The organism is Pseudoalteromonas sp. KS88, assembly GCF_004766475.1.
In the GTDB taxonomy this organism is placed as follows: Bacteria; Pseudomonadota; Gammaproteobacteria; order Enterobacterales; family Alteromonadaceae; genus Pseudoalteromonas.
The window spans coordinates 91,539-115,600 of record NZ_PYHV01000012.1 but is presented as its reverse complement, the minus strand read 5'-3'; the positions used below and the strand labels follow the sequence as shown (position 1 = coordinate 115,600).

Annotated in this window: 18 protein-coding genes; 12 read left to right on the top strand and 6 right to left on the bottom strand. The window is 41.3% G+C overall.

Annotated features, from left to right (window positions below):
* Positions 1-2: 2 nt before the first annotated feature.
* From nlpI to C7Y70_RS07880, 10 genes are all read left to right on the top strand, one after another.
* A complete protein-coding gene (gene nlpI, locus C7Y70_RS07925; protein ID WP_135474188.1) occupies positions 3-881 on the top strand; it encodes a lipoprotein NlpI in 879 nt (292 codons plus the stop codon).
* Positions 882-915: 34 nt separating this feature from the next.
* Positions 916-2,064 (top strand): hypothetical protein, encoded by a 1,149-nt coding sequence (locus C7Y70_RS07920; protein WP_135474186.1) that lies wholly within the window; start codon positions 916-918, stop codon positions 2,062-2,064.
* A 212-nt stretch (positions 2,065-2,276) separates the two neighbouring features.
* Positions 2,277-5,069 (top strand): monovalent cation/H+ antiporter subunit A, encoded by a 2,793-nt coding sequence (locus C7Y70_RS07915; protein ID WP_135474184.1) that lies wholly within the window; start codon positions 2,277-2,279, stop codon positions 5,067-5,069.
* Positions 5,069-5,416 carry a Na+/H+ antiporter subunit C gene (locus C7Y70_RS07910; protein ID WP_099296515.1) on the top strand — a complete coding sequence of 116 codons (348 nt, stop codon included), beginning with the start codon at positions 5,069-5,071 and terminating at the stop codon, positions 5,414-5,416. The genes C7Y70_RS07915 and C7Y70_RS07910 overlap by 1 nt, the downstream gene beginning before the upstream one ends.
* Positions 5,413-6,930 (top strand): monovalent cation/H+ antiporter subunit D, encoded by a 1,518-nt coding sequence (locus C7Y70_RS07905; protein WP_099296514.1) that lies wholly within the window; start codon positions 5,413-5,415, stop codon positions 6,928-6,930. The genes C7Y70_RS07910 and C7Y70_RS07905 overlap by 4 nt, the downstream gene beginning before the upstream one ends.
* Complete coding sequence (locus C7Y70_RS07900; protein ID WP_135474183.1) at positions 6,930-7,466, top strand: Na+/H+ antiporter subunit E; 537 nt, start codon at positions 6,930-6,932, stop codon at positions 7,464-7,466. Before C7Y70_RS07905 ends, C7Y70_RS07900 begins: the two co-directional genes overlap by 1 nt.
* Positions 7,460-7,729, top strand: coding sequence for a K+/H+ antiporter subunit F (locus C7Y70_RS07895; RefSeq protein WP_099296512.1), 270 nt, complete (start codon positions 7,460-7,462; stop codon positions 7,727-7,729). Before C7Y70_RS07900 ends, C7Y70_RS07895 begins: the two co-directional genes overlap by 7 nt.
* A 9-nt stretch (positions 7,730-7,738) precedes the next feature.
* Entirely contained in the window at positions 7,739-8,071 is a 333-nt protein-coding gene (locus C7Y70_RS07890; RefSeq protein WP_099296511.1) for a Na+/H+ antiporter subunit G, read from the top strand.
* Between the two features lie 108 nt (positions 8,072-8,179).
* A complete protein-coding gene (locus C7Y70_RS07885; RefSeq protein ID WP_099296510.1) occupies positions 8,180-8,761 on the top strand; it encodes a hypothetical protein in 582 nt (193 codons plus the stop codon).
* 209 nt (positions 8,762-8,970) lie between these two features.
* Positions 8,971-10,926: a methyl-accepting chemotaxis protein gene (locus C7Y70_RS07880; protein WP_135474181.1), complete on the top strand. Its 1,956-nt coding sequence runs from the start codon at positions 8,971-8,973 to the stop codon at positions 10,924-10,926.
* Between the two features lie 74 nt (positions 10,927-11,000).
* Here C7Y70_RS07880 and C7Y70_RS07875 read toward each other — a convergent pair whose 3' ends face one another.
* From C7Y70_RS07875 to C7Y70_RS07865, 3 genes are all read right to left on the bottom strand, one after another.
* Positions 11,001-12,086: an efflux RND transporter periplasmic adaptor subunit gene (locus tag C7Y70_RS07875; RefSeq protein WP_245321421.1), complete on the bottom strand. Its 1,086-nt coding sequence runs from the start codon at positions 12,084-12,086 to the stop codon at positions 11,001-11,003.
* On the bottom strand, positions 12,083-15,193 hold the full coding sequence (locus C7Y70_RS07870) for an efflux RND transporter permease subunit (RefSeq protein ID WP_135474179.1): 3,111 nt from the start codon (positions 15,191-15,193) through the stop codon (positions 12,083-12,085). The genes C7Y70_RS07875 and C7Y70_RS07870 overlap by 4 nt, the downstream gene beginning before the upstream one ends.
* Before the next feature lie 191 nt (positions 15,194-15,384).
* Entirely contained in the window at positions 15,385-17,415 is a 2,031-nt protein-coding gene (locus C7Y70_RS07865; protein ID WP_135474177.1) for a BCCT family transporter, read from the bottom strand.
* 140 nt (positions 17,416-17,555) lie between these two features.
* On the opposite strand from C7Y70_RS07865, the gene C7Y70_RS07860 reads away from it, so the two are divergent.
* Positions 17,556-18,572: a DUF2804 domain-containing protein gene (locus C7Y70_RS07860; protein WP_135474175.1), complete on the top strand. Its 1,017-nt coding sequence runs from the start codon at positions 17,556-17,558 to the stop codon at positions 18,570-18,572.
* A 197-nt stretch (positions 18,573-18,769) separates the two neighbouring features.
* Here C7Y70_RS07860 and dapD read toward each other — a convergent pair whose 3' ends face one another.
* Genes dapD through map form a run of 3 tightly spaced genes read right to left on the bottom strand, consistent with a single transcriptional unit; the run spans position 18,770 to position 23,047 of the window.
* Positions 18,770-19,597 carry a 2,3,4,5-tetrahydropyridine-2,6-dicarboxylate N-succinyltransferase gene (gene dapD, locus C7Y70_RS07855; protein ID WP_099296505.1) on the bottom strand — a complete coding sequence of 276 codons (828 nt, stop codon included), beginning with the start codon at positions 19,595-19,597 and terminating at the stop codon, positions 18,770-18,772.
* 9 nt (positions 19,598-19,606) lie between these two features.
* On the bottom strand, positions 19,607-22,222 hold the full coding sequence (glnD, locus tag C7Y70_RS07850; protein WP_135474173.1) for a [protein-PII] uridylyltransferase: 2,616 nt from the start codon (positions 22,220-22,222) through the stop codon (positions 19,607-19,609).
* A 12-nt stretch (positions 22,223-22,234) separates the two neighbouring features.
* Positions 22,235-23,047: a type I methionyl aminopeptidase gene (gene map, locus C7Y70_RS07845; protein ID WP_280953826.1), complete on the bottom strand. Its 813-nt coding sequence runs from the start codon at positions 23,045-23,047 to the stop codon at positions 22,235-22,237.
* 244 nt (positions 23,048-23,291) lie between these two features.
* Here map and rpsB point away from each other — a divergent pair, with 244 nt between their 5' ends.
* On the top strand, positions 23,292-24,020 hold the full coding sequence (gene rpsB, locus C7Y70_RS07840; protein ID WP_135474171.1) for a 30S ribosomal protein S2: 729 nt from the start codon (positions 23,292-23,294) through the stop codon (positions 24,018-24,020).
* The last annotated feature ends 42 nt before the right edge of the window (positions 24,021-24,062 follow it).

The window sequence follows — 24,062 nt, the reverse complement described above, 5'->3', positions numbered from 1 at the left end:
TAATGATTTTTAAACATTTAGCGTTTGCTACCGTGGCCATTATGTCTCTAAGCGCGTGCCAAACAACCACGCAACCTAAATTAGATCCCGTTATCAATGTGCCTTTTGCATCGCCATTAGCTTCCGACTTTAGAAGTGAAATTGCTATTGCACGTTACTCTAAGCTACTTAATCGTGCAGATTTAACAGTTGAACAGCAAGCGATGCTTTATTATGACCGTGGCGTACTATTTGATAGCTTAGGTATGTCGACATTGGCACGAATCGATTTTAATAACGCAGTACAGATGAAGCCTGATCTAGCTGAAGTGTATAATTTTTTAGGTATACACCACACTTTAATGCAGCAATATGAAAAAGCATATGAATTCTTTGACTCAGCTTTGGAGCTTAACGAACAACACCAGTATGCCTATTTAAATCGCGGTATAGCTCTTTATTATGGTGAGCGACCTTATTTAGCCACTCAAGACTTTAAGACATTTGTTGCAAATTCAACGAAAGAACCTTTTCCAATACTGTGGCAATACTTAGCGCAATCTAATGTTGATAAAACACAGGCGCTTGTTGATTTAAAAGCCAATGCTCAAGGGGTAGATGAGGGTGTATGGGGTTATCAAATAATTGCTTTGTTTTTAGGTGAAATTGGCGAAACTGAATTTTTAGCGAGCATTGCCCAAGGCGTGCAATCAGAGCCAGAGTACACCAGACGTTTATGCGAAGCCTATTTTTACTTGGCTAAGGTTTACCAAGCTAAAGGCGAGCTAAATCATGCAGCGGAATATTTTCGTCTTGCTTTAGCAACTAACGTGCATGAATATATTGAGTATAAATATGCCCGTTTAGAATTAGAGCTCATGGCTGGTGATAACGCGAGCTAATATAAGAGTCTATGGTTTAATAATACTGAGCTTAGTGGTTCTTACAAGCTCAGTAAACCGCCATGCGCGTCTAGGCTATTGGCTTGCTTTGCAAGATAGTGCTGCCACACTTGCTGGTTACTATCAGTTTCCCGATATTTTCGAACAAAACTTAAATACACTGCCTAAATACAGTATAGAAGACCTTGCATTGAATGGCGCTGAGCATGCGAAATTTAGCTGGGCGATTATATTACTCAAAGAAGGTAATGCGGATAAAGCAAGGCTTTTTTGGCAAAACACGGTCGTGAAACAAAATGCTCAACAAAGACTAGATTTGGCAACGTTACTGGTTGAGCTCAATCGTTGGGAGGAGCTTAACGCTCTAGCAGAGCAAGGTTTAGTACCAAAGTCTGCAATTTTAGAGCAAATAAAACTTCATTTTAGTTATCCACCAGAGTCTATATCTAGTGCATATGCTCATCAAGCTGGTTTTTTACTTTCTCTTCATGGGTTAAGCGCTGATAATCGTTGCGAGTATAATGTACTCATGATGAGTGATCATCGTGCTGGGATTAGCAAACTCAATCGTTTTTCAAACAAACATGCTTTATCACCAGAGCCGAATGATAAGAGTTTTTGTTTTTCTGAACCAGTTTACATTGGTGACAACATAGCCTGTCAAACAGACCCATTAAAAGCAGCCTCGTGTAATTGGCGAGCGTTAATTAAAGAATATGTATGGCCAAAAAACTATGATTTTATAGTGATGATGCCACGAGAGGGGCGTGGTAATGTTCGCGCAGGAATAATGCAATTAAACTCGCAAAGCAGTTATCAATTATTCTTACATGAATTAATGCATTTTAGTGGTTTTGAAGATGAATACCCAGTACCCAAAAATAAACAGGTCTGGTTGTGCAAGCAAAAAGGCTATGTTGCACCAAATCTATTCGTTGCAAATAATATAAAACCTCCCACAGGGTGGCAGCCCAGTGAAACGTGTGAAGGCACTGTAAAGTCGTACAAGCCCGATAAAAAATGGTCAATAATGCGTTATCAGGAGCTCCCGTTATCCGCAGAATATAGAGAGTTATGGGTAGAACAAATAGAAAATAATCATTATAAACCCGTGCGCTATCATGACTACTTTACTATGCTAAGCCAGTCGTTAGTTATGCGTGATAAGAGGGGGGCTGATTAAACAATGGTTATTATCAGTATCCTTGTTAATTCAGCTTAAAATTCCAGCAGATAGGTGTGCTTCCTATAGACAAAATGTAACTCAGTCAGTATAACTATACCTTTGTATAATATTCATTTAAGCTGAATTAAAAACCATTTCAATGAACAGTACACAACTAAAACTAACTAGCAGCGTATTGATATTCTTATGACTTTAAAAGGTTCCTCATTATGACTTTGCTCTGGATACCCTTGTTATCCTTAATTGGCAGTGTTATTTCTTCATGCACCGGCAAATTATCTCGTAACCAAACAACGGGTTTAACTTTACTTGCACCGTTGAGTGCTCTGGCAATTGCAATTTACCATGCTCCTGCTGTACTCAGTGGTGAAACAATTCGTTATTCCTTGGCTTGGATACCCGCGTTGGGCATGGAAATTTCTCTGCGCTTGGACGGTTTAAGTCTGTTATTTATCTTTATGATTCTAGGGATAGGGTCTCTTGTTATTTTCTATACGCGTTATTACTTGAGCAGTAATGACTCTATGCCCAAATTATACAGCTATTTGATGTTATTTATGACTGCAATGCTCGGCATTGTGATGTCTAATAATGTGATTCAGTTATGGTTTTTCTGGGAACTAACCAGTATTAGTTCATTCTTATTGATTAGCTATTGGTGGCATAAGTCAGAAGCTCGCAAAGGTGCACGAATGGCGCTGGCTGTAACCGGCGCAGGTGGTTTGGCGTTATTAGGTGGTTTGCTGCTGATAGGTGACATAGTCGGTAGTTACAACCTAGATACTATTTTAGCTAGCCGAGCACTTATTCAATCACATGAGTTATTTGAGCTCGCGCTAGTACTCGTTTTACTCGGGGCGTTTACAAAGTCTGCCCAGTTCCCATTCCACTTTTGGCTGCCTCATGCGATGGCTGCACCGACTCCTGTAAGTGCATACTTACATTCAGCAACGATGGTTAAAGCGGGTATTTTCTTACTTGCGCGTTTTCATCCAGCCTTAGCAGGAAACGACACTTGGTTTATTTTAGTGGCGATGACAGGCTTAGCAACATTGCTAGTAGGCGCTTATATTGCCTTGTTTAAGCACGACCTTAAGGGATTGCTAGCTTATTCTACAATTAGCCACTTAGGTTTAATCACGTTGCTTTTAGGCTTAGATACTGAGCTTGCGACAGTTGCTGCAATATTTCATATCATTAACCATGCGACTTTTAAAGCGTCGTTATTTATGGCGACAGGTATTATTGACCATGAAACGGGCACGCGTGATATGCGCAAGCTTAATGGGATGTGGCGATTTATGCCATACACCGCAACACTTGCCATGGTGGCTGCGGCGGCGATGGCTGGCGTGCCTTTATTAAATGGTTTCTTATCTAAAGAAATGTTTTTTGCTGAAACTTTGCACCAACAAGTACTTGGTTCTATGTCTTGGTTAATACCGGTTTTGGCAACCTTAGCTGCAGCGTTTTCAGTGGCTTACTCGGCGCGCTTTATTCATGATGTTTTCTTCAATGGCGATCCTATTGATCTACCAAAAACTCCCCATGAGCCACCGCGCTATATGCGAGTGCCAATCGAAATACTCGTGGTGTTATGCTTACTTGTAGGTATGTTCCCGAACTTTGTTGTCGACGGTATTTTATCTGCGGCCTCGCTTGCCGTACTAGGTGATTCGACCCCTGAGTTTAAGTTATCAATCTGGCATGGATTTAATTTACCGCTATTAATGAGTTTCATTGCAACTACATGCGGTGTTTTTATTTATATTCAGCGAAAGCATTTATTTCAATTTCAAGCATCCCTGCCAACGTTAAATGCTAAAAAGACATTCGAACGAGTGATGTACAGCGTAATAAAGTGGAGTCAAAACAAAATCCAAAGTACAGAGAATGGTTCATTACAACGCTATATTGTTGTAATGCTTGGCGTTGTACTTTTATGTGCGGGCTGGCCGTTATTTGAAATGGGGGCGTTAGCTGGTACTGCGCCAAGTACACCCATTGATTTTCATAATGCGATAGGTGCTGGTTTATTAATTATAGGCGCTATTAGTACAGTGCTTTGGCACCGCTCTAGAATGGTTTCGCTATTAATGATATCAATAGTGGGATTAATGGTATCAGTTGCATTTACACGTTTCTCCGCGCCTGATTTAGCATTGACTCAGCTTACAGTAGAAGTAGTAACAGTTATATTGCTTATGTTGGCGTTATTTTTCTTACCACAGCGAACACCTAAAGAGTCGAGCTCATTACGAATCCTTCGTGATTTAGGTATTGCATCAGCAGTAGGTGTTGTCGTGGCTAGTGTTTGTTATGCATTACTAACTCGTCCACTCGAATCTATCTCTGACTTTTTTGTGGCAAACGCTAAAACTGGCGGGGGCGGTACAAATGTAGTCAACGTCATTTTGGTCGATTTCAGGGGCTTTGATACGCTTGGTGAAATTATTGTACTTGGTATTGCTGCACTGGGTATTTACAAGTTACTTGCTAACTTACCTTTATTCATGCCTGCTAGTGATAGTGAAGGGCGTCCTTGGGCGCGTGAACGCTACCCTATTTTACTTTCGAGTATCTCACAAAGCTTGTTACCGCTCGCTTTATTAGTTTCGGCATATATTTTCTTGCGTGGGCACAACTTACCTGGCGGTGGTTTTATTGCAGGGCTTGTGACGTCTATTGCGTTTATCTTGCAATATATGGCAAGAGGTTCTGTATGGATAACATCACGTTTTGACGTTAATTATCGAAAAATAATTGCCTCGGGCATTGCAATCGCCATGTTCACCGGCCTTGGTAGTTGGGTGTTTGGTCGACCATTTTTAACTACTTGGTTTGATTATTTTGATATTCCATTCGTTGGTAAAACTGAATTGGCAAGCGCCATTATATTTGACTTAGGTGTGTATTTAACCGTCGTTGGGGCAACACTGATGATATTGGCAAGCCTTGGTAAACTGACTGCAGATGCAGCGAAAGAAGAGGTGAATATTTAATGGAACTATTATACGCATCGTGCGTTGGTGTATTAGTGACTTGTGGTATTTATTTACTTCTAAGAGCACGTACTTTCCCAGTCGTATTGGGGCTCACTATGCTCTCTTACGCAGTAAACTTATTTTTGTTCTCTGCAGGTCGTTTAACAATTAATAAAGCGGTTGTACTTGGAACTGGGGCTGATTACGCCGATCCACTGCCTCAAGCGCTAGTACTGACAGCAATCGTAATAGGATTTGCGATGACCGCATTTGTGGTGATTTTAGCAATCAGAGGACGCGCTGATTTAGGCAATGATCATGTCGATGGTCATCTTGTAAAAAGTAATAACAAGGAGCAAAAATGATTCAGCATATCGCATCATGGCCTGTGCTCATTCCTATGCTCAGTGCAATATTGTTATTGATGCCACCTTGTGGGAAGAGCATCCCAATACGTCGTGTAGTATCAATGACAATGTCACTTTTGACTTCGATAATCAGTCTTGTATTGCTGGTGTACGTCTATCAAAATGGGCCAATTGTCTATGCTATTGGTGGTTGGCAAGCACCATTTGGTATTGTATTAGTTGCCGATCTACTTTCAGTATTATTAGTCGCACTGACTTCGTTTTTGGCACTTAGCGTTGCGCTATACAGCAGTGTTGGCGACGACGAGAAGGGCAGCTTTTTTCATCCGTTATTGCACTTTTTGGTGCTAGGTGTAAACGGCGCTTTCCTTACTGGTGACTTATTCAATTTATTTGTATTTTTTGAAGTGCTGCTTATCGCCTCTTATTCATTGTTAATGCATGCAGGGGATAAACATAAAACACGAGCAGCTTTGCAATACGTTATTCTTAACCTCATAGGGTCAAGCGTGTTCTTGATTGCGTTAGGTATTTTATATGGTGTGCTTGGTACGCTCAATATTGCTGATATGTCGCAAAAAGTATCAATGCTTCAAGGCGATGATGTATTTTTAGCTAAAATCGGTGGTTTGCTGTTACTCGTTGTTTTTGCATTGAAAGGGGCGTTGTTACCGCTTCATTTATGGTTACCTAATACCTATGCGAGCGCAATGCCAGTGGTTGCTGCTTTGTTTGCTATAATGACCAAGGTAGGGGTTTATGCCATGTTACGTGTTTACACTGTAATATTTGGCGAAAATGCAGGGTTATTAAACCATATGGCCCAGCCATTTCTATGGGGGTTAGCGATTGCAACTATTGCTATTGGTGCTATTGGCGTATTAGCTGCTCAAGACTTACGTAAGCTTACAGCCAATCTGGTTGTTGTTTCTGTTGGCACACTTGTGGCGTTGGTTGCTATTCAGCATGTTAGTGCAACCGCGGCATTGTTATATTACCTTGTCCATTCAACTATTATTTGCGCAGCATTATTTTTAATTGCTGATCTTATTTCACATCAACGCGGTAAAGTAGCAGACCGGCTTGCACCAGGACGTGGTGTGGGACAGCCAATTTTACTTGGTACATGTTTTATTATTGCCGCGCTTGCTGTTGTTGGAATGCCACCATTGTCAGGTTTTATTGGTAAAATATGGATCTTAAAAACAACCCTCGATAGTGAACGAGCGCTGGTTTTTTGGCCTGTCTATTTAATAGCTAGCTTTGCCTTACTTGTCGCGTTATCACGGGCAGGAACCAGCTTGTTTTGGGAACGAAAGCACCAAGACCGCGACCACCTCGAAGTAGACAATGCTAAGCCTTTGCAGGTAATTGCAGTTATAGGACTACTTGCGTGCTCGCCATTGATGGTCATTTTTGCCGGACCAATTACTGAATATATGGTTGCCGCAGCGACTCAATTACATGATATAACCAGTGGTATAAATACTGTACTTAAGGGAGACTTATAATGCGTTTAGAGTCCCGTTACCGTTGGCTACCAACACCGTTTCGTAGCCTGTTGCTCTTTGTTGTTTGGTTATTATTGAACAACAGTGTATCGGCAGGTCATATCGTGTTGGCAACTATTTTCTCGATATTAATACCTATCGCGACCTTTCCATTTCGTGATCCTCAGCCTCTAATTTTAAAACCAGGGCTGGCAATTAAACAGTTGTTCATTGTGTTGTATGACATTGTCACCGCCAACTTACAAGTGGCATTACTAATTTTGGGACCAGTTAAAAAATTGCGGCCTGCGTTTGTTAAGGTCCCTTTAGATTTAAGTCATGAAATGCCAATAACTATTTTGGCCAGTACCGTGTCATTAACACCTGGAACAGTAAGTGCTGAGGTGTATCCAATACCTGAATCTCTTCCTGAAGGAGAGCAGCCAACTGAGCGGTTTTTACTTATCCATGTATTAGATTTGGCAGATGAAGAGGCGTTAATCAACACAATTAAAACACGTTATGAAGCACCGCTTAAGGAGATATTTCAATGCTAGAAACGGTTTTTTTAATCGTCTTCGCGATGATTGGTTTATCGCTTTTACTTAATTTGTGGCGACTTGTAGTCGGTCCATCGATACCTGACAGGATTTTGGCGCTTGATACTATGTATATCAATACTATTGCGCTTATTATTCTTTACGGTATGAGTATGGGGACAGGTCTTTATTTTGAAGCGGCATTGTTAATTGCGATGCTTGGCTTTGTCAGTACAGTAGCCGTGTGTAAATATCTACTGCGTGGCGATATCATCGAATAAGGTAATAATATGTATAGTGAATGGATAGTTTCTATCTTATTGCTCATTGGTGGCGCATTTATTTTAATTGGCTCAATTGGCTTAATTAAAATGCCAGATTTTTTTATGCGATTACACGGGCCAACGAAAGCAACGACCCTGGGTATGGCTGGCGTGTTAATTGCTGCTATGGTGTTTTTTAGTAGCACGCAAAATGGTATCAGTGTAAAAGAGCTATTGATCACCATTTTCTTATTAATAACAGCGCCAATTAGTGGGTATATGTTAATAAAATCAGCAATACACCATAAGTTAAAAGCTAAAAAAGGCACTAAAGGGCTTGATAACGTTGAAGATGATTAATTACTAATAAGCCTTAATTAGAATACAAGCCCGTTGATTTTTTAACGGGCTTTTTATTGGTGGTTATTATTTGTATACTAAATACACCGCTAATTTTGTTACTTTTATATGCAAAAAAATATCAAATTTATCCTCGCCAGTTTATTAATACTCATCCCTTTAATTGACAGCCTTTTTATTGCTCCTGCTTTTGGTATTCAGTGGAAAAGCGAGCAAACGATGTACCTCGTAAATGTATATTTAATGCCAATCAAGCTTTTAATGGTCCTAATAGGTGGCTTTTTATTAGTGAGGCAAGCACGGTCTTCGTATCAAATGCCGCGAGTACTTTATAAAAAAATAGCTGAGATGACCCTCTTTGTCCTAGCGGGGCTACAGTCAATTGTTCTCATCGCTGTGTGCGTACTTTATGCTGTCGTTGGGACAAATGTAGAAAAGTATCAACTACAAAATAGGATCAGTGTATACACTGCTGATGCAGATACATTAGGCGAAGCGACGCACTACTTTTCGTTTCAGTGCACTGACAAATCAGGTTTTTATTCACTTATGCCTATAGCAACTTTTAACAGGCTTGGGGATTTCTCATTTACTACTAAAAATAATGTACTGCTTATAGAGCACAATGATTACTCATTAAAGGGCAAACAACTTAAGAAAATTGATATCAGCATGTTTAGTTGCGACTGATAAAGTGAGTTTATATTCATTTATTAGCTGGTTATTATAAAGTTTCAACAAATACTAGTGATTGAATATCATCGGAAATTTCATAAATTCATCATGATTTACCTTTAAATCTAGCCATTAACTCATATCTTTCTATACTTACCTGATATCTAAACTAAGGACTTCGTATGCAATGGATGCGCTCAAAAGCTTAAGAGAGACTCTTGCATATGCTTGCTAAATTAAAACTGAACACTCAACTTAACCTTGCCTTTGGTGCAATGATTTTCCTACTTGGAGTAGTAAGTATCGTCGCATTATTTGCACTAAACTCTGGCTATAATAACTTTGTAGAGTATAGAAAAAATGCTCGTGATAGTAATTTATCAGCTCGAATTCAAGCTAATGTTCTTACACTCAGACTCGAAGCTCTGAAATACCTAAAAGACAAAAAAATAAGTAACATTAACGAGTTTAATAATCGCCACTCATTACTTACTGATTTAGTTGATACAGGAAAAAATCAATTTACGGATCCTGTAAAGTTAACTGCTATTAATAAAATATCAGATGAGATCGATTTATATAAATCGGGTTTTGATAAGATTATTAATTTGGTGAACAAGCGAAATGCCATCGTTTCATCTGTGCTTGACGAAAATGGCGCAGAGATGCGAAAAGCAGTGACACAATTAATTCAAATTAGTAAAAAAAATGGTGATTTTGAAAGTCTAGCTCAAGCATCTGCACTGCAAGAGTCTTTACTATTAGGTCGCCTCTATGTCAGCAAGTATTTAATAAATAATACGCAAGCTGAGTTTGAACGTTCAATTGGAGAATTTGATGTAGTTAATAAACGCGTTAATGAATTATCGTTACTTACTAATGGCACTTTGGGAACATCATTAGTTAATGATTTTATAAACCGTACTGCTAAATACGTTGATGGTATTGACCAAATTCATAAAACAATTGATGAGCGCAATGCGATTATATCAGGTACGCTTGATAAAGTTGGGCCAAAAGTGGCGTCAGAGATTGAAGAAATAAAGCTAAACTCTCAACAGCGCCAAGACCAAATAGGCCCTTCTATTCAATCCAGTAACCAAAATGCGATAAATACCATCATCATCTTTTCAATCATTGTGATTATTCTAGGTATAGTTTTGAGTATTTTTATTACTCGTTTAATTAAAAAACCGATTGGTGGAGAGCCATTAGAGATTGCAAAAATAGTGCAGGCAATTTCAGAAGGTGATTTACGTCACCAGTTTGATAATACCGGCAATGAGTCGGGTATTTACTTGGCAATGAAAGAAATGACCTTGAAGCTCAATCAAATGTTGTCGCAAATAAGAGAGTCAACCACTCAAGTATCTGAAACATCATTTAGGCTAACGTCAATAACAGCTCAGTCAAAAACTGGAGCCGAACAACAATCTGATCAATTAACTCAAACAGCGACAGCAATGCACGAAATGTCTGCCACAGTCAATGAGATCACACAAAGCGCACAAATGGCAGCTGATGCTGCATCAACAGCTGATGATGAAGTACTGAATGGCTCACGGGTAGTTTCGCAAACACATACAGCAATGGGGGAGCTCGTCGAAACAATGATGGACGTAAGCCAAACTATTGCTAATTTAGAAGCAGAGACTGAGTCTGTAGGTTCAATACTCGATGTGATCAGGGGAATTGCAGATCAAACCAACTTACTCGCTTTAAATGCTGCAATTGAAGCTGCGCGAGCGGGTGAGCAAGGACGTGGGTTTGCAGTTGTTGCTGATGAAGTGCGCTCTTTAGCGAGTCGCACTCAACAAAGTACAGAAGAAATTCAAGTGATGATATCAAAGCTCCAAAATGAGGCGAAAAAATCTGTTGAGTCTATGAAATCAAGCATGACGAGTGTAGAGCAAACCGCAGAAAAAACAGAGCAAACAGGTGAAGCATTAGACCTAATATCTCAATCAGTTGGAACAATTAAAGACATGAATGTGCAAATAGCCAGCGCATCTGAAGAGCAAAATGTTGTCAGCCAGCAAATTAGCGAAAGTGTGCAACATGTTAATGAGAAAGCCCATGAAACAATGGCAGGCGCTGAGCAGGCGGCTGATATAGCAAACTCACTATCACAAACAGCACATGAGTTAGATCAAATAGTTAAACAATTTAAAGTGGCGTAACACATAACAATTTAACAAGCCGGATTTTTTGACATGCATGCCACGCTATCCGGCTTTTTTACTGACTAAACAGTTTATTGTACGTCGACTTCTTGGCCCGTTTGGAGCCGTTCTGCACCGCGAATAGCGATTCTATCTCCTGTTACCAAACTCCCAGCTTCAATTGGGGTCACAGCAATCAGTTGACCTTTTCCTGCACCTACGGTAACTGGAACTTGAATCGCTTTACTTTGTGTATCAATTTTAACGATATGCGTACCTTGCTTGCGAATAATCAATGCATCACGGTTAACCAACAGCATCGCATTTTTACTTTTTAAAGGGACGGCGACGTCGACAAGCTGCCCAATCGCCCATGCATGCTTGTTTTTAGGGTTGAGTATTGCGCGAACCTCGATTGTTTGTGAACGTGGGTCCGTTGATGGGATCACAGCAGTAACAATGGCTGCAGCGCTTTGAAGTTGCGATAAATCACCCGCATTTATTGGCAGCTCGATTCCGAGCTCAAGATACTTTAGGTATTTGACAGGCACGTAAAGCCTGACCTCTAAATGATTTATATCTAATAGTGTGAGTAACTCTTCTGCACGGTTTATCTCACGGCCAGCGCGTTTAAATCGTTCGCTAATCACCCCTGCGAAAGGTGCTCGAATAGTTGCTCGTTTAAGTTTATCTTCAATAACCTTCAGCTCAAGCTCAGCAAGTGCGATGTCAGAGTGAGCTAGATCGTGCTTATTTTGTACTAGGTCAACTTGGCTAATTGCAGCGCTACTCGATTTTGCTAACTCAGTGAGGCGCGTTAGTTCTTGTTGATATAAACGCAGGTTAATTTTGGCACGGTTAAGCATCTCTTGTTGGCGCGCTTTGTCTAATTCAAGAGGAAGTGTATCCATCCGTACTAAAATATCACCTTGGTTGATACGAGTTCCAGGTTCAGCGACATATAAAAGTCGACCACTAATTCCCGCGGTAAGGGTCACATCGTCTTTACCATAAAGTGTACCATTGACCTCAATTTCACTCGTAAGGGGCGCTTTAGTAACGCTATCTACACTAACTGGAACAACGGCTTTGGCATTGGTCACTACAAAACTACAACACAGGCCGAAAATGAAGATGGCTGATTTTATATTATTCATTGATTTAATCTCGCTGTTCATTGGTTTGCCTTTAAACTTTGTGGAGCATTTTTAATTGAATCTTCCACTTTTGAAGGAGGCAGCTTACGGCCAAGTTGCAGCAAACTCGGCATTAAAATGAGTGTGAATAGTGCACTAATTGCCATTCCACCGACAATAACGGTTGCAAGCCCCCTATAAATCTCCGAGCCCACACCAGGCATAAGCATCAGTGGCAACATACCAAACAGACTCGTTAGGGTGCTCAAGTAAACAGGGCGCGACCTGAGCAATACAGCTTGTTTTACTGCCGCTTCACGGTTGTGGCCATCCGCCATTGCAACACGCGTCTGATCAACTAATAAAATTGCATTATTGACCACCAAGCCCAGTAAAATAATAAAGCCTATCATGGTGAGCAAATCGAGCGATTGAAAGGTAAATAAGTTAAGAATAAACAATGCAAGCACGCCGCCGGCGATAGCGAGTGGCATTACAAGCAGCACTAAAATGCTGTCTTTTGCTGATTTAAATAGCGCGGTCATCAGTAAAAATAATATGAATAGCGCAAGTACAAAATTGAGTGACATTTCAGTCATAGCAGAATTCATTTTTTGTGCATTACCTGCCAAAATAGCGCCTGCATTGCTGGGTAAGTTAGCTCTAACTTTTGGCATTACTTGTTCCGTTAAAATCGTTTGTGCTTGTTGCAAGCTCATATTGGCTGGGGGCGTTACCACCACACTTACAGTACGACGACCATTAACACGACGTAATTGGGTTGGTCCGACAGTACGCTCAATATTCGCCAGCTCCCCCAATGTTTGAATACCCGAATTTGGGGTTACAATAGGCAAGGCTTTGAGTTGTTCCGGTGTTTGCCATGGCACACCACGCAAGATTACATTCATCCGCTCATTACCATCAAAGTACTCATTTACAAATAGCCCACCCGTGTAAGCCTGCACAGCTTGCGAAACATCGCGCCGTGTTAGTCCTGCTTGTGTAATACGGCGGTCATTGGGTGTTAGTCTCAGCTCAGGCTCAGCCATGTCGAGGCGAGGCTGTGGTTGAGCAGTTGCATTAGGCAGCGCTTCTTTAACGGCTTGTAGGGCAACATTTGCACCCATAACTAAATCGTCCATGTTTGGCCCCGTTAAATCAATATTAATAGCACGGCCATCACCGCCATTAGCAACTTGGATCATTGAGCCTCTGAAAAAGAATACCTGTGTGTCTGGCAAATCAATAAATATCTCTTCTTTGGCAACTTGCATCAGTTCTTCGACGCGTTGTGGATCAGCAGAATAAATAAAGCCCCCTGCGTTTGAACCAAATGCATAAAAGTTAAAGTCTTTGATCCCCGGCTCTTTCTCACCTGTGTAGTAAGGCATTAAGCGTTTTTTGACCCGCATTAATAATTCTTCTTCCATAAATTGCACGTTGCCGCCTGGTGGAGTTGCTAAGTTAAAGAAAAAGCCATCTGTCGGCGCACGTGGCATAAAGTCAGTTTTAGGTAGCATAGTCAGCGTAGTCACCACTGACCCTCCAAGCAGTATTCCAATCCAGGTTAGTTGTTTAACGCGGTTGTTGGTGAGTTTCATAATGAATGAACTCAACTTTTGCCAATAAAGGTGATAAGGGTCCGGCTTAAGTTTAGTATCAGGCCATAGATGGTTCGCTAAAGGGATAAGCGTAATTGCGCATAGCATTGAAGTGATTACGGCAATAGACAGGGTTAATGCTAAGTCTGAAAACAGCTGTCCTTCAATACCGGCCATAAACAAAATAGGTAAAAATATTGCAACGCTTGTCGTGGTTGAGGCAAACAATGCTCCCGTCACTTGAGCTGCGCCTTTTAAAGCGGCTTTTTTATTATCCAGCCCTTGTGAGCGCAGTCTGGCTATGTTTTCTTGCACTATGATTGCGGCATCTAACACTAACCCCACGGCAAAAGCTAAACCTGCTAGTGAGATAACGTTTAAACTGCGGCCAAAGATATTTAGTGCTAAAAATGCAACCATTAAGGAAATAGGGATTGTCGCCGCAATAACAAAGGTGGCCTTTAGTCCTCTAAAGAACAGCCATAAAATTAGGCATGATAAAACAACACCCAGCCCTAAGTTACCCTTCACTAATGAGAGCGCATTACGTATGTGTACAGAAGCATCAAAGCTCAGTTCTATAGATAAGCCATTGTCAGCAAGTGGGCCTTGGTTTAGCTCTTTGATTGCTACATTAATATCATCTAATAGTGCCACTGTGTTGGCGCTATTAGAGCGCGAAATGCGTATGTAATAAGCGGGTTTACCATTGCGGCCACTCATACCTAATCTATCTGAATGGGTACGTTCTACGCTGGCAATATCGCCTAGATAGATGGGGCGATTATTTGAATAACCCACACGCATTTGTGCCATGCTCGCCAAGTCGTATTGGCCGGTGAACCTAACTGTGTATTGGCGTCTTCCCACATTGGCTAAGCCACCTGATGTATCGCGGGAGCTGGCAAGTACATTACTAATTTGATTTAAGCTAATGCCTAATGCTGCTGCTTTATGAGGATCGAATGTAATTCTTAACTCTTTTGGCCGCTCACTGGCTAAATCTACCCGGGCAACTCCGGGTATACGTGCTAAGCGAGGCTCAATAAACTCATCAATTTGTTTTTGAAATTGCGCCATATCGAAATCTAAATTATCGGATTGATAATCTTTTGGCGTAACCAGAAGTGTCGCAGCTGCCTCGCCGTTGTTTCCGCCAGCAAAAACCACAGGGTCAAATGCATCCAGTGGGAGAGGGGGAGCTTGATTTAAACTCGTAAGTACATCGAGCATCGCTTGCTGCATATTTTGCCCTACGGCAAAAGTGAGCGTAATAGAGCCATTGCCGCGGTTAATATTCGTATTCACCTCGAGTGCGCCGGGAGTGTTTTTAACGGCGTTCTCTATTGGTTCTATAATTACAGATTCTATTTCTTCAGGAGCTGCTTGGCGCCAACCAGAAAAAATGGTGATTTGGGGTTGTTCGATGTCTGGGGTTAATTGAATTGGCAATTTAAAAATACTTAAAATGCCAAATAAAATAATTAACACCAAGATGACTATAACGCTCGCGGGATTTTTTAACGAGCTACGCGTCAGATTCATAGTGGCTGTTCCAATATTGCGTTTGCTGCATTGTAGTGGCAGGTAAATAAATTACCAGTGGTGTAAATGGGGGATGTGTCAGTGTTAGCGCTAGACGGCAAAATAACAGCGATAAAGTGTGTTTTTGTAATACTCTGTAACAATTTAATTAAAAGTAAGCCCCTTAATATATAAGAGGCTTGATGGTTAAGTTAGCCTTTATCGGAATCTAACATCTCGTCATGTTTTGTCATGTCCCACGGCAGTTCTCCAGGACTGTTGTCTAAAAAGTGTAGGTAGTTTTCAAATTGATCGAGTATATCTTTAACAATACCATCTTCATTAAAGCCATAAATATCGTAAGATAAACCGCCTCGGCGTAAAAACACTTCGGCACGATAATAAAGCTGAGGGTCATCCTCAGTGGGTTTTAACTCAGCGTAAGCAAAGCTTGGGGTTGCGTGTTCTGTTAGCCTAATATCATACACAAAATCTACATGATCATGCCTTAACACAGTTAGAAAAGCACGGCCCATTACGTCGTCAAATTCAACGACGGCTTGCCATTGACGGGTTTTCAATTCGGCTTGTACAGATTCCATCGCGGCAATAACAATTTGGCTGATAAAAGTATGCACGTCGCTCTTATTAGGGTAGCTGACCATCGCAGCTAGGCGCCGCTTCCAATGTGTAAGTTCTGGGCTTTTGTTGGTCAATGTATGTGCTTGTAAGCTGGAATCTCTGTGTCCTTCGATTCGCAAAGCCCGCCATAATCCAGCAGTTGCAAGTAACATGATCACAGCAAATGGCAATGCACTGGCTATGGTCATTGTTTGTAGCGCACTCAAACCACCGGCAAGCAATAGTACTGATGCAACTGTGCCCTCTAATACAGCCCAAAAAACGCGCTGCCAAGCTGGGGTGTCTAGACTGCCGCCTGAAGCAAGTGAATCAATAACCAATGAGCCTGAATCGGACGATGTGACGAAAAATGTAATAATAAGAATTACGGTTACTAACGAGATAAAAAATGACCAAGGTAGCGCTTCAAATAGCTGAAATAATGCAACGGCATGATTAGCTTGAACATCGACAATTAGCGTATTAAAGCCCTCGTTCATTATTAAGTTAAGTGCAGTATCACCAAACACAGAAAACCATAAAAAGGTGAATATCGTTGGCACTAGCATCACGCCTACAACAAACTGCCTAATTGTTCGTCCTCGGCTAATTTTTGCAATAAACATTCCTACAAACGGAGCCCATGCGATAGTCCAGCCAAATATAAACAAGGTCCAATTGCCTATCCAGTCACTGCGGCTATAGGCTTGTAAGTTAAATGTTCGTTCAACAATACCACTTAAGTAACTTCCGGTGTTTTGCAAAAACGATTCTAAAATATGAATACTTGAACCGACAAAAAAGACAAATGTCATCAATGTGATTGCCAGCACCATATTTAACATAGACAGGCGCTTAACTCCTTTATCCATGCCTGCTACAACCGAGATGGTCGCCGCTCCTGTTATCAAAGCTATGGTTATAATTTGTACCGTGGTATTAACAGGAATACTAGGCCATAAGTAATGTAATCCCGCGTTGATTTGCGTTACTGATAAGCCTAATGTGGTGGCAATACCAAATAGAGTGCCTAAGATGGCAAACACATCCACTGTATGACCAATAGGGCCGTGAATTTTATCACCAATCAAAGGGTATAAAGCAGAGCGTATCGATAATGGTAAGCCATGGCGAAAAGCAAAGTAAGCAAGTACTAATCCTACAATGCCGTATATAGCCCAGATATGAAAGCCCCAATGAAAAAAGGCAATTTGCATTGCTTGTTTAGCTGCATCCACAGTTTCTGCTGCGCCACTTGGCGGTGAGGCATAGTGTAAAACGGGTTCAGCAACGCCAAAATAAAGTAAAGCCACACCGTAGCCAGCAGAGAAAAGCATGGCAAACCATTCAGGAAAACTGTACTGGGGCTGTGCATGGTCAGGTCCAAGCTTAATATTGCCCCAACTAGAGGCGGCAACTGAGACAATAAAAACCAAGAAAATAGCGACAGACAACATGTAAAACCAACCAAAGGTTTCTGTTATCCATGATAAGGTCACACTGAATGCTTCACCGGCCAGTTCGGGGTTACTGATAGTGCCAAGTACTAAACATAAGATGATGAAAACTGCAGGTAAAAATACAGGCAGCAAAAGAGTTGAGCGGAATGTCTTTTTCGTCATATATTAATCCCTAATATTAAGTGCTAACTTTAAAGCATGCCTGCATACCTTATTACATATATTGGGTACTGGCTAATAAAGTAGCTTGTATTCTCTACCCAAATTAGCTAAATGCTGATACTAAACGGGCTCTACTGATTATGAAAAAACTAATCGATCACCGTGGCAATGCGCAGTTTGGCGTGTTTGAGCAAGGGATTGAACAAATTAACTATATGGATTTTGACTTGCGCAACAGCATGGGCAAGGTAACAAGCTCGTTTGCGAAAAAGCTAAAATTTAATCAGTTTCAGTTTATAAGTTTTACGTGTGAAACTCTTATTATTGGCTTGGCGATTGTTGACTTGAAAATTGCGAGTAACTGCTTTGCCTATGTGTATCACCCAAGCACAGGTGAATTTGAGGAGTTTAGTTTTACCAATTTATTCGCTATGAGTACTTACATTGATACTACGCCAAACTCAGGCAAGGCGTATTTTCATAAAGGTGGGAATAGTGTCACGCTCAGTGCTGAATCAGGTTTGCGTAAAGTCAAATTATGCTTAAACGCAGGACTTAAAATAAAGGCTGTCATTGATGAGTCAGTAAATTACAACCCGCTTACGGTTTGTGCAAGAGCGGGTTTTACTGGTTTTCACTTTACACAGAAAGTTGCAGCACTACCTTGCTCAGGCACTGTCGACTGGCGCGGTAAACATATCAACCTTGAGCAAGTAAACGCGTTGGCATGTGTTGATTGGAGTGCAGGCTTTATGCGCCGAGAAACATTTTGGAACTGGGGGAGTTTAGCTTGTACTTTAACAGATGGGCGCCGTTTAGGTCTAAACCTTGCAGCAGGCGTTGTAGAAACAGGCTTTACTGAAAATGCGTTGTGGCTTGATAACTCTTTAATAAAAATAGACATGGTCGATTTTAAGTTTCAGCGCTATGGTGATAAAAACGATTGCAGACAATGGCAGTTGCGCTCAAACGACGGCATCATAAACCTAACCTTTGAGCCTGTAGGTAACCGCCACGATAAAACTAACTTACTTATCATCGCTAGCAACTTTACTCAACACTTCGGTCGTTTTTATGGCCAAATCACCCTCGAAAATGAAGTGATTACACTCAATGGCGAGTGGGGCTTTACCGAAGATCATTATGCGAAATGGTAAAAAGGAGTATTTTTAGCCGTCAGCCGTCAGCCGTCAGCCGTCAGTTTAGTGATCTGTGATCTGACAGCGGAAAGTAGGCACTTGGTTTTAATTCATTAATTTGTATTGAGTGAAAATAAAATAGCTGGGAGTGATACCCTCAAACCCAGCTATTAACTCAAATCAGCTGATCGCTGACGGCTGAAAGCTTACAGCTCTTATTCGTCTATTGAACGAAGTAGGGCGTTAATACCCACTTTTTCGCGGGTTTGCTGGTCTACTTTCTTCACGATGATTGCAGCGTATAAGCTGTGAGTGCCATCTTTTGATGGTAATGCACCTGGTACAACAACAGCGCCTGCTGGCACTCGGCCATAATGGATTTCGCCAGTTTCACGGTCGTAAATACGGGTACTTTGGCTGATGTAAACGCCCATTGAGATCACTGCACCTTCTTCAACGACCACACCTTCAACAATTTCAGAACGCGCACCAATAAAGCAATTGTCTTCAATGATGGTAGGGTTAGCTTGTAGTGGCTCTAAAACGCCGCCTATGCCAACGCCTCCAGATAAATGCACGTTCTTACCAATTTGTGCACATGAGCCTACAGTGGCCCATGTATCTACCATGGTGCCATCATCAACGTAAGCACCAATGTTTACGTACGATGGCATCAATACTACGTTTTTACCCACAAAGCTGCCCTTACGTGCAACCGCGTTTGGCACTACTCGCATACCACCTTGTTGAAACTGCTCAGGTGTGTAATCACTAAATTTAAGTGGCACTTTATCGTAGAATTGGTTTACACCATCGTTCATAGGTTCGTTATCGCGAATACGAAACGACAGTAAAACGGCTTTTTTTAACCACTGATGTACAACCCATTCACCGCTAATTTTTTCAGCAACACGGGCTGCACCACTGTCAAGTAACTCTAGCGCATCAATAATGGCTTGTTTTACATCGCTTGATACTGAACTTGGGCTTATGCTATCGCGGTTATCCCAGGCGTTTTCAATCATGGTTTTTAAATCTGACATAATGTCCTCTTATTCGATTTCTGCGTGGAGTTTTTTACGCAGTGCTTGATAAATTTTTGTTTGCTCTTCGTCGGTAAGGGCTTGGTACTCGTTATTGGATACCACGAAGAAATCTTCTGCGCGTTCACCTACGGTAGTAATGCGTGCAGCATGTATATGTAATAAGTGTGCTTGAAAAACTTCTGCTATTTTGGTCAATAAGCCAGGAATATCCACCGCTTGAATTTCTATTAGACTGCGATCTTTACGCGGGTGAGGGCGTAAAATGATTTTAGGTTTAATATTGAAGTCTTTAAAGCGTTGTGAACGATTCTTTTTAAAGCGTATTTTTTTACGCGGATCTGCTAATGCTTGGTCAAGTCCACGTTTTATCGATTGTGCTCGGCCACTGGCAATAGGCTCACCACTGACTTCTAGTACTACAAAGCTGAAAACGACATACCCGTCTCGTGTTGTCAGTACTTGAGCGTGTTGAACTTGTGCTTTTTTCGAGCCAATCACATTCACTAAGCGCGCAAAAATAGCTCCAGAATAGGGGCTATACACAAATACTTGTGTTCCGCCATGCATCGCTTTATTTGAAACGATAACACTTGGCTGCGACAAGTCAGCGTTAATTAAGTGTTCGCTATGCCATGAAATTTGTTGTTCACTAAAGGCGGTGAAGTAATTTGCTTTAAATCGACTCCAAATTAAATCGACTTTTTCTTCGCCATATCCCAGATTAATCAAGCGTTGCTTAGCTTGACGTTTTTTATCACGAATTTGGTCTCGCTGATCCATCGGGTTTTCCAGTCCCAAGCGAAGAGCGCGTTGTGCGTGTAAATATAATTCACGTAGTAGAGTGTTTTTCCAGTCATTCCATAAATTGTCATTGGTTGCGCGTATATCCGCAACAGTCAAACAATATAGATAATCTAATTGGCGCTCTGTTTTTACTTTCGATGCAAACTCTTTAATCACATCGGGGTCATTAATGTCTTTACGCTGGGCTGTCACCGACATCAGTAAGTGATTAGCCACTAACCACGAGATTAGCTTACCATCTGAGTTTGTAAATCGATGAAGTTTGGCAAAAGCGATAGCATCTACCGAGCCAAGCTCGGAGTGATCGCCCCCACGACCTTTGGCAATATCATGGAAAATACCTGCTAAGTACAGCAATTCAGGTTTATCCATTCGAGTCACTATTTCACAACATAATGGGAACTGATTGATACTTGATTTATCAAAATATTGGTAAATATTATTAATGAGTTTATGGGTATGCTCATCGACTGTGTATGCATGAAATAAGTCAAATTGCATTTGCCCGAATATATTGCGCCATTGTGGTAAATAGGCTGCGAGCATGCCGTGTTTATGCATTAAGGTAAAAGCACGACCCATGCCATTAGGGTGCTTTATGATACGTAAAAACGCCTCACGGCACGCTGCGTAATCTTGCAAATCACCAAGCAAACGTCTACGTACTTGGCGTATAGTGCGAATTGTACTTGGGTAGATATGCGTGATAGCAGGGTTATCAGCAATATGTTCAAACAATACAAAAAGCTGATCACGGCGGAAAAACACGGATGGGTTTTTAACTTTTATTTGATGACCAACACGTTCGAAGCTGTTGTCGAGTTCTACAATTGGTTGCTCACTGGATTCAGGTAAAATACTTTGCTCAAAATAAGACAATAGCATCTGATTGAGTTCGCGTACGCGGCTCATGATCCGAAATAAGCGTTTCATCATCCGCTCAACAGAGGCTTTACCATCACTGCCAAAGCCAAGAATTTCTGCTGCAAGCGGCTGGTGGTCAAACAATAAACGGTTTTCAGAGCGCTCAGCAGCAAGGTGCAAGGCAAAGCGAATATTCCACAGGTTTTCTAAACACTCAGAAAGTTCTTGGTATTCTTCGTGGGTTAAGTAACCATGGCTAATCAGTTCTTGTAAAGTTTCGGCTCTAAAATGCTTTTTTGCAACCCAAATGATGGTTTGTAAGTCACGCAGACCACCTGGGTTTTCCTTAATGTTGGGTTCTAGGTTATAGGCAGTGCCATGGCATTTTTTATGGCGTAGCTGTTGTTCTTGTACTTTTGCTAAAAAGAACTCATCAGAGCGCCAAATAGGGGTATCAAGAATGTGTTTTTTTAGTTTTTCATACTCGATGTGATTGCCAAACAATAAGCGGCTTTCTAGTAAGCTAGTTGCAAACGTTACGTCTTCACGCTTTTGATCTATGGCTTGGTCAATAGTACGTACACTGTGGCCTATTTCTAAACCTAAGTCCCATAACATAGTGACAAATTGGCCAATTTTTTCACAAATAGCGTCACTTGGTTGCTCAGTCACTAACAGTAGGAAGTCAATATCAGAGTAGGGGTGTAATTCACCTCGTCCATAGCCGCCAACGGCAATAAGCGCTAAATCAGGCTCGTGTGCTAAGTCATAAACATGAAATAGCTTGATCAGCAGGCGGTCTATAAATTCAGCGCGGGCATTAATCAAATTACCAACGGGTTGTTTTGAAAACTCGTTATGCAGCCATTTATAAAAATAAGCGGAGCAATCACGGTAATCGTTTAGTTGCTCGGCATCGCCAAGCAACTTTTTTACTTTATTGGGTAATGCCACGTGGGCTGGCTCCTAATGTTCGATGATCCTGTCTATGGTATCATCTGATCGGAGCGTTAAAATTTCAACACCATTTTCAGTTACTAACAATGTATGTTCCCACTGAGCTGACAAAGAACGGTCTTTTGTGACCACTGTCCAGTCATCTTTGAGCAGCTTGCATTGGCGTTTACCGGCATTAACCATTGGCTCAATCGTTAAGCACATACCTGCTTTTAAAGCTTCGCCAGTACCTGCTCGGCCATAGTGCATGATTTGAGGTTCTTCGTGAAACTCAGCGCCAATACCATGGCCACAATATTCACGCACGATTGAATAGTTAAATCCTTCAGCATATTTTTGAATCGCTTCGCCAATATCACCTAAACGCACACCCGGTTTGACCATTTTTATAGCCAAGTAAAGACTCTCTTGGGTAATTTGAGCAAGACGTTTGCCTTGGATGTTGGGTGTGCCAACATGAAACATTTTTGAAGTGTCGCCGTGGTAACCATCTTTGATGACAGTGACGTCAATATTTACACTGTCGCCATCTTTTAATGCTTTGTCATTTGGAATTCCGTGACAAATAACATGGTTTACCGACGTGCAAATTGATTTTGGAAAGCCGTGATAATTTAACGGCGCAGGAATAGCTTTTTGCACATCAACAATATAATTATGACAAATTGTATTTAATTCATCAGTGGTCACACCTGGCACAACATGTGGCTCAATCATTTCTAGTACTTCTGCTGCTAAGCGCCCAGCAACACGCATTTTCTCTATTTCTTCAGGGGTCTTGATCACAGCACTCATAGAGGCTCCATAGTCGAGTTTTGACACATCTATCGTCGCACAATTTTTGCACGCGACGTTGAATATTTGTTTTTAATATGGTATAAAGCGCGCCGTCTTTTTACAAATAAATTCTTAAATGATTTTTTGTATTTAAGGCATACACAATTTTATTTTAACACACACACGTATCGTCACATACACTTGGGTGCATTTGAAGTTAATAAACTTCGGTGTTGGTGCTATGGGATATGTGGAGGCCTAACCCTAAACAACTTAGAGGATTTACAAAATGGCAAACGTTTCAATGCGCGATATGCTTCAAGCTGGTGTTCACTTTGGTCACCAAGCACGTTACTGGAACCCTAAGATGAAGCCTTTCATCTTCGGCGCACGTAACCGTGTTCATATCATCAACCTTGAGCAAACTGTACCAATGTTCAACGACGCACTTAAGTTTTTATCTAGTGCTGCAGCAAACAAAGGTAAAGTACTTTTCGTTGGTACAAAACGCGCAGCAAGCGAAGCAGTGAAAGAAGCGGCGATCGAAAGTGACCAATTCTTCGTTAACCACCGTTGGTTAGGTGGTATGTTGACAAACTGGAAAACAGTTCGTCAATCAATCAAGCGTCTTAAAGATCTTGAAATCCAAAGCCAAGACGGTACTTTCGAGAAGTTAACTAAGAAAGAAACGTTAATGCTTAACCGTGAAATGGAAAAGCTTGAAAAGAGCCTTGGTGGTATCAAAAACATGGGCGGTCTTCCTGACGCGCTTTTCGTTATCGATGCTGACCACGAGCACATTGCAATCCGTGAAGCAAACAACCTAGGTATCCCAGTTGTTGCAATCGTTGATACTAACTCTAACCCAGATGGCGTAGATTACGTTGTTCCTGGTAACGATGATGCTATCCGTGCTATCAACCTTTACACTAGTTCAGTTGCTGCTGCAATCACTGAAGGTCGTGAAAACAACATCGTTGCTCAAGCTGAGAAAGACGATTTCGTTGAAGCTGAGTAATTAGCTGTCATCAAGTCTTCATCTAATTTTAGATGAAGACTT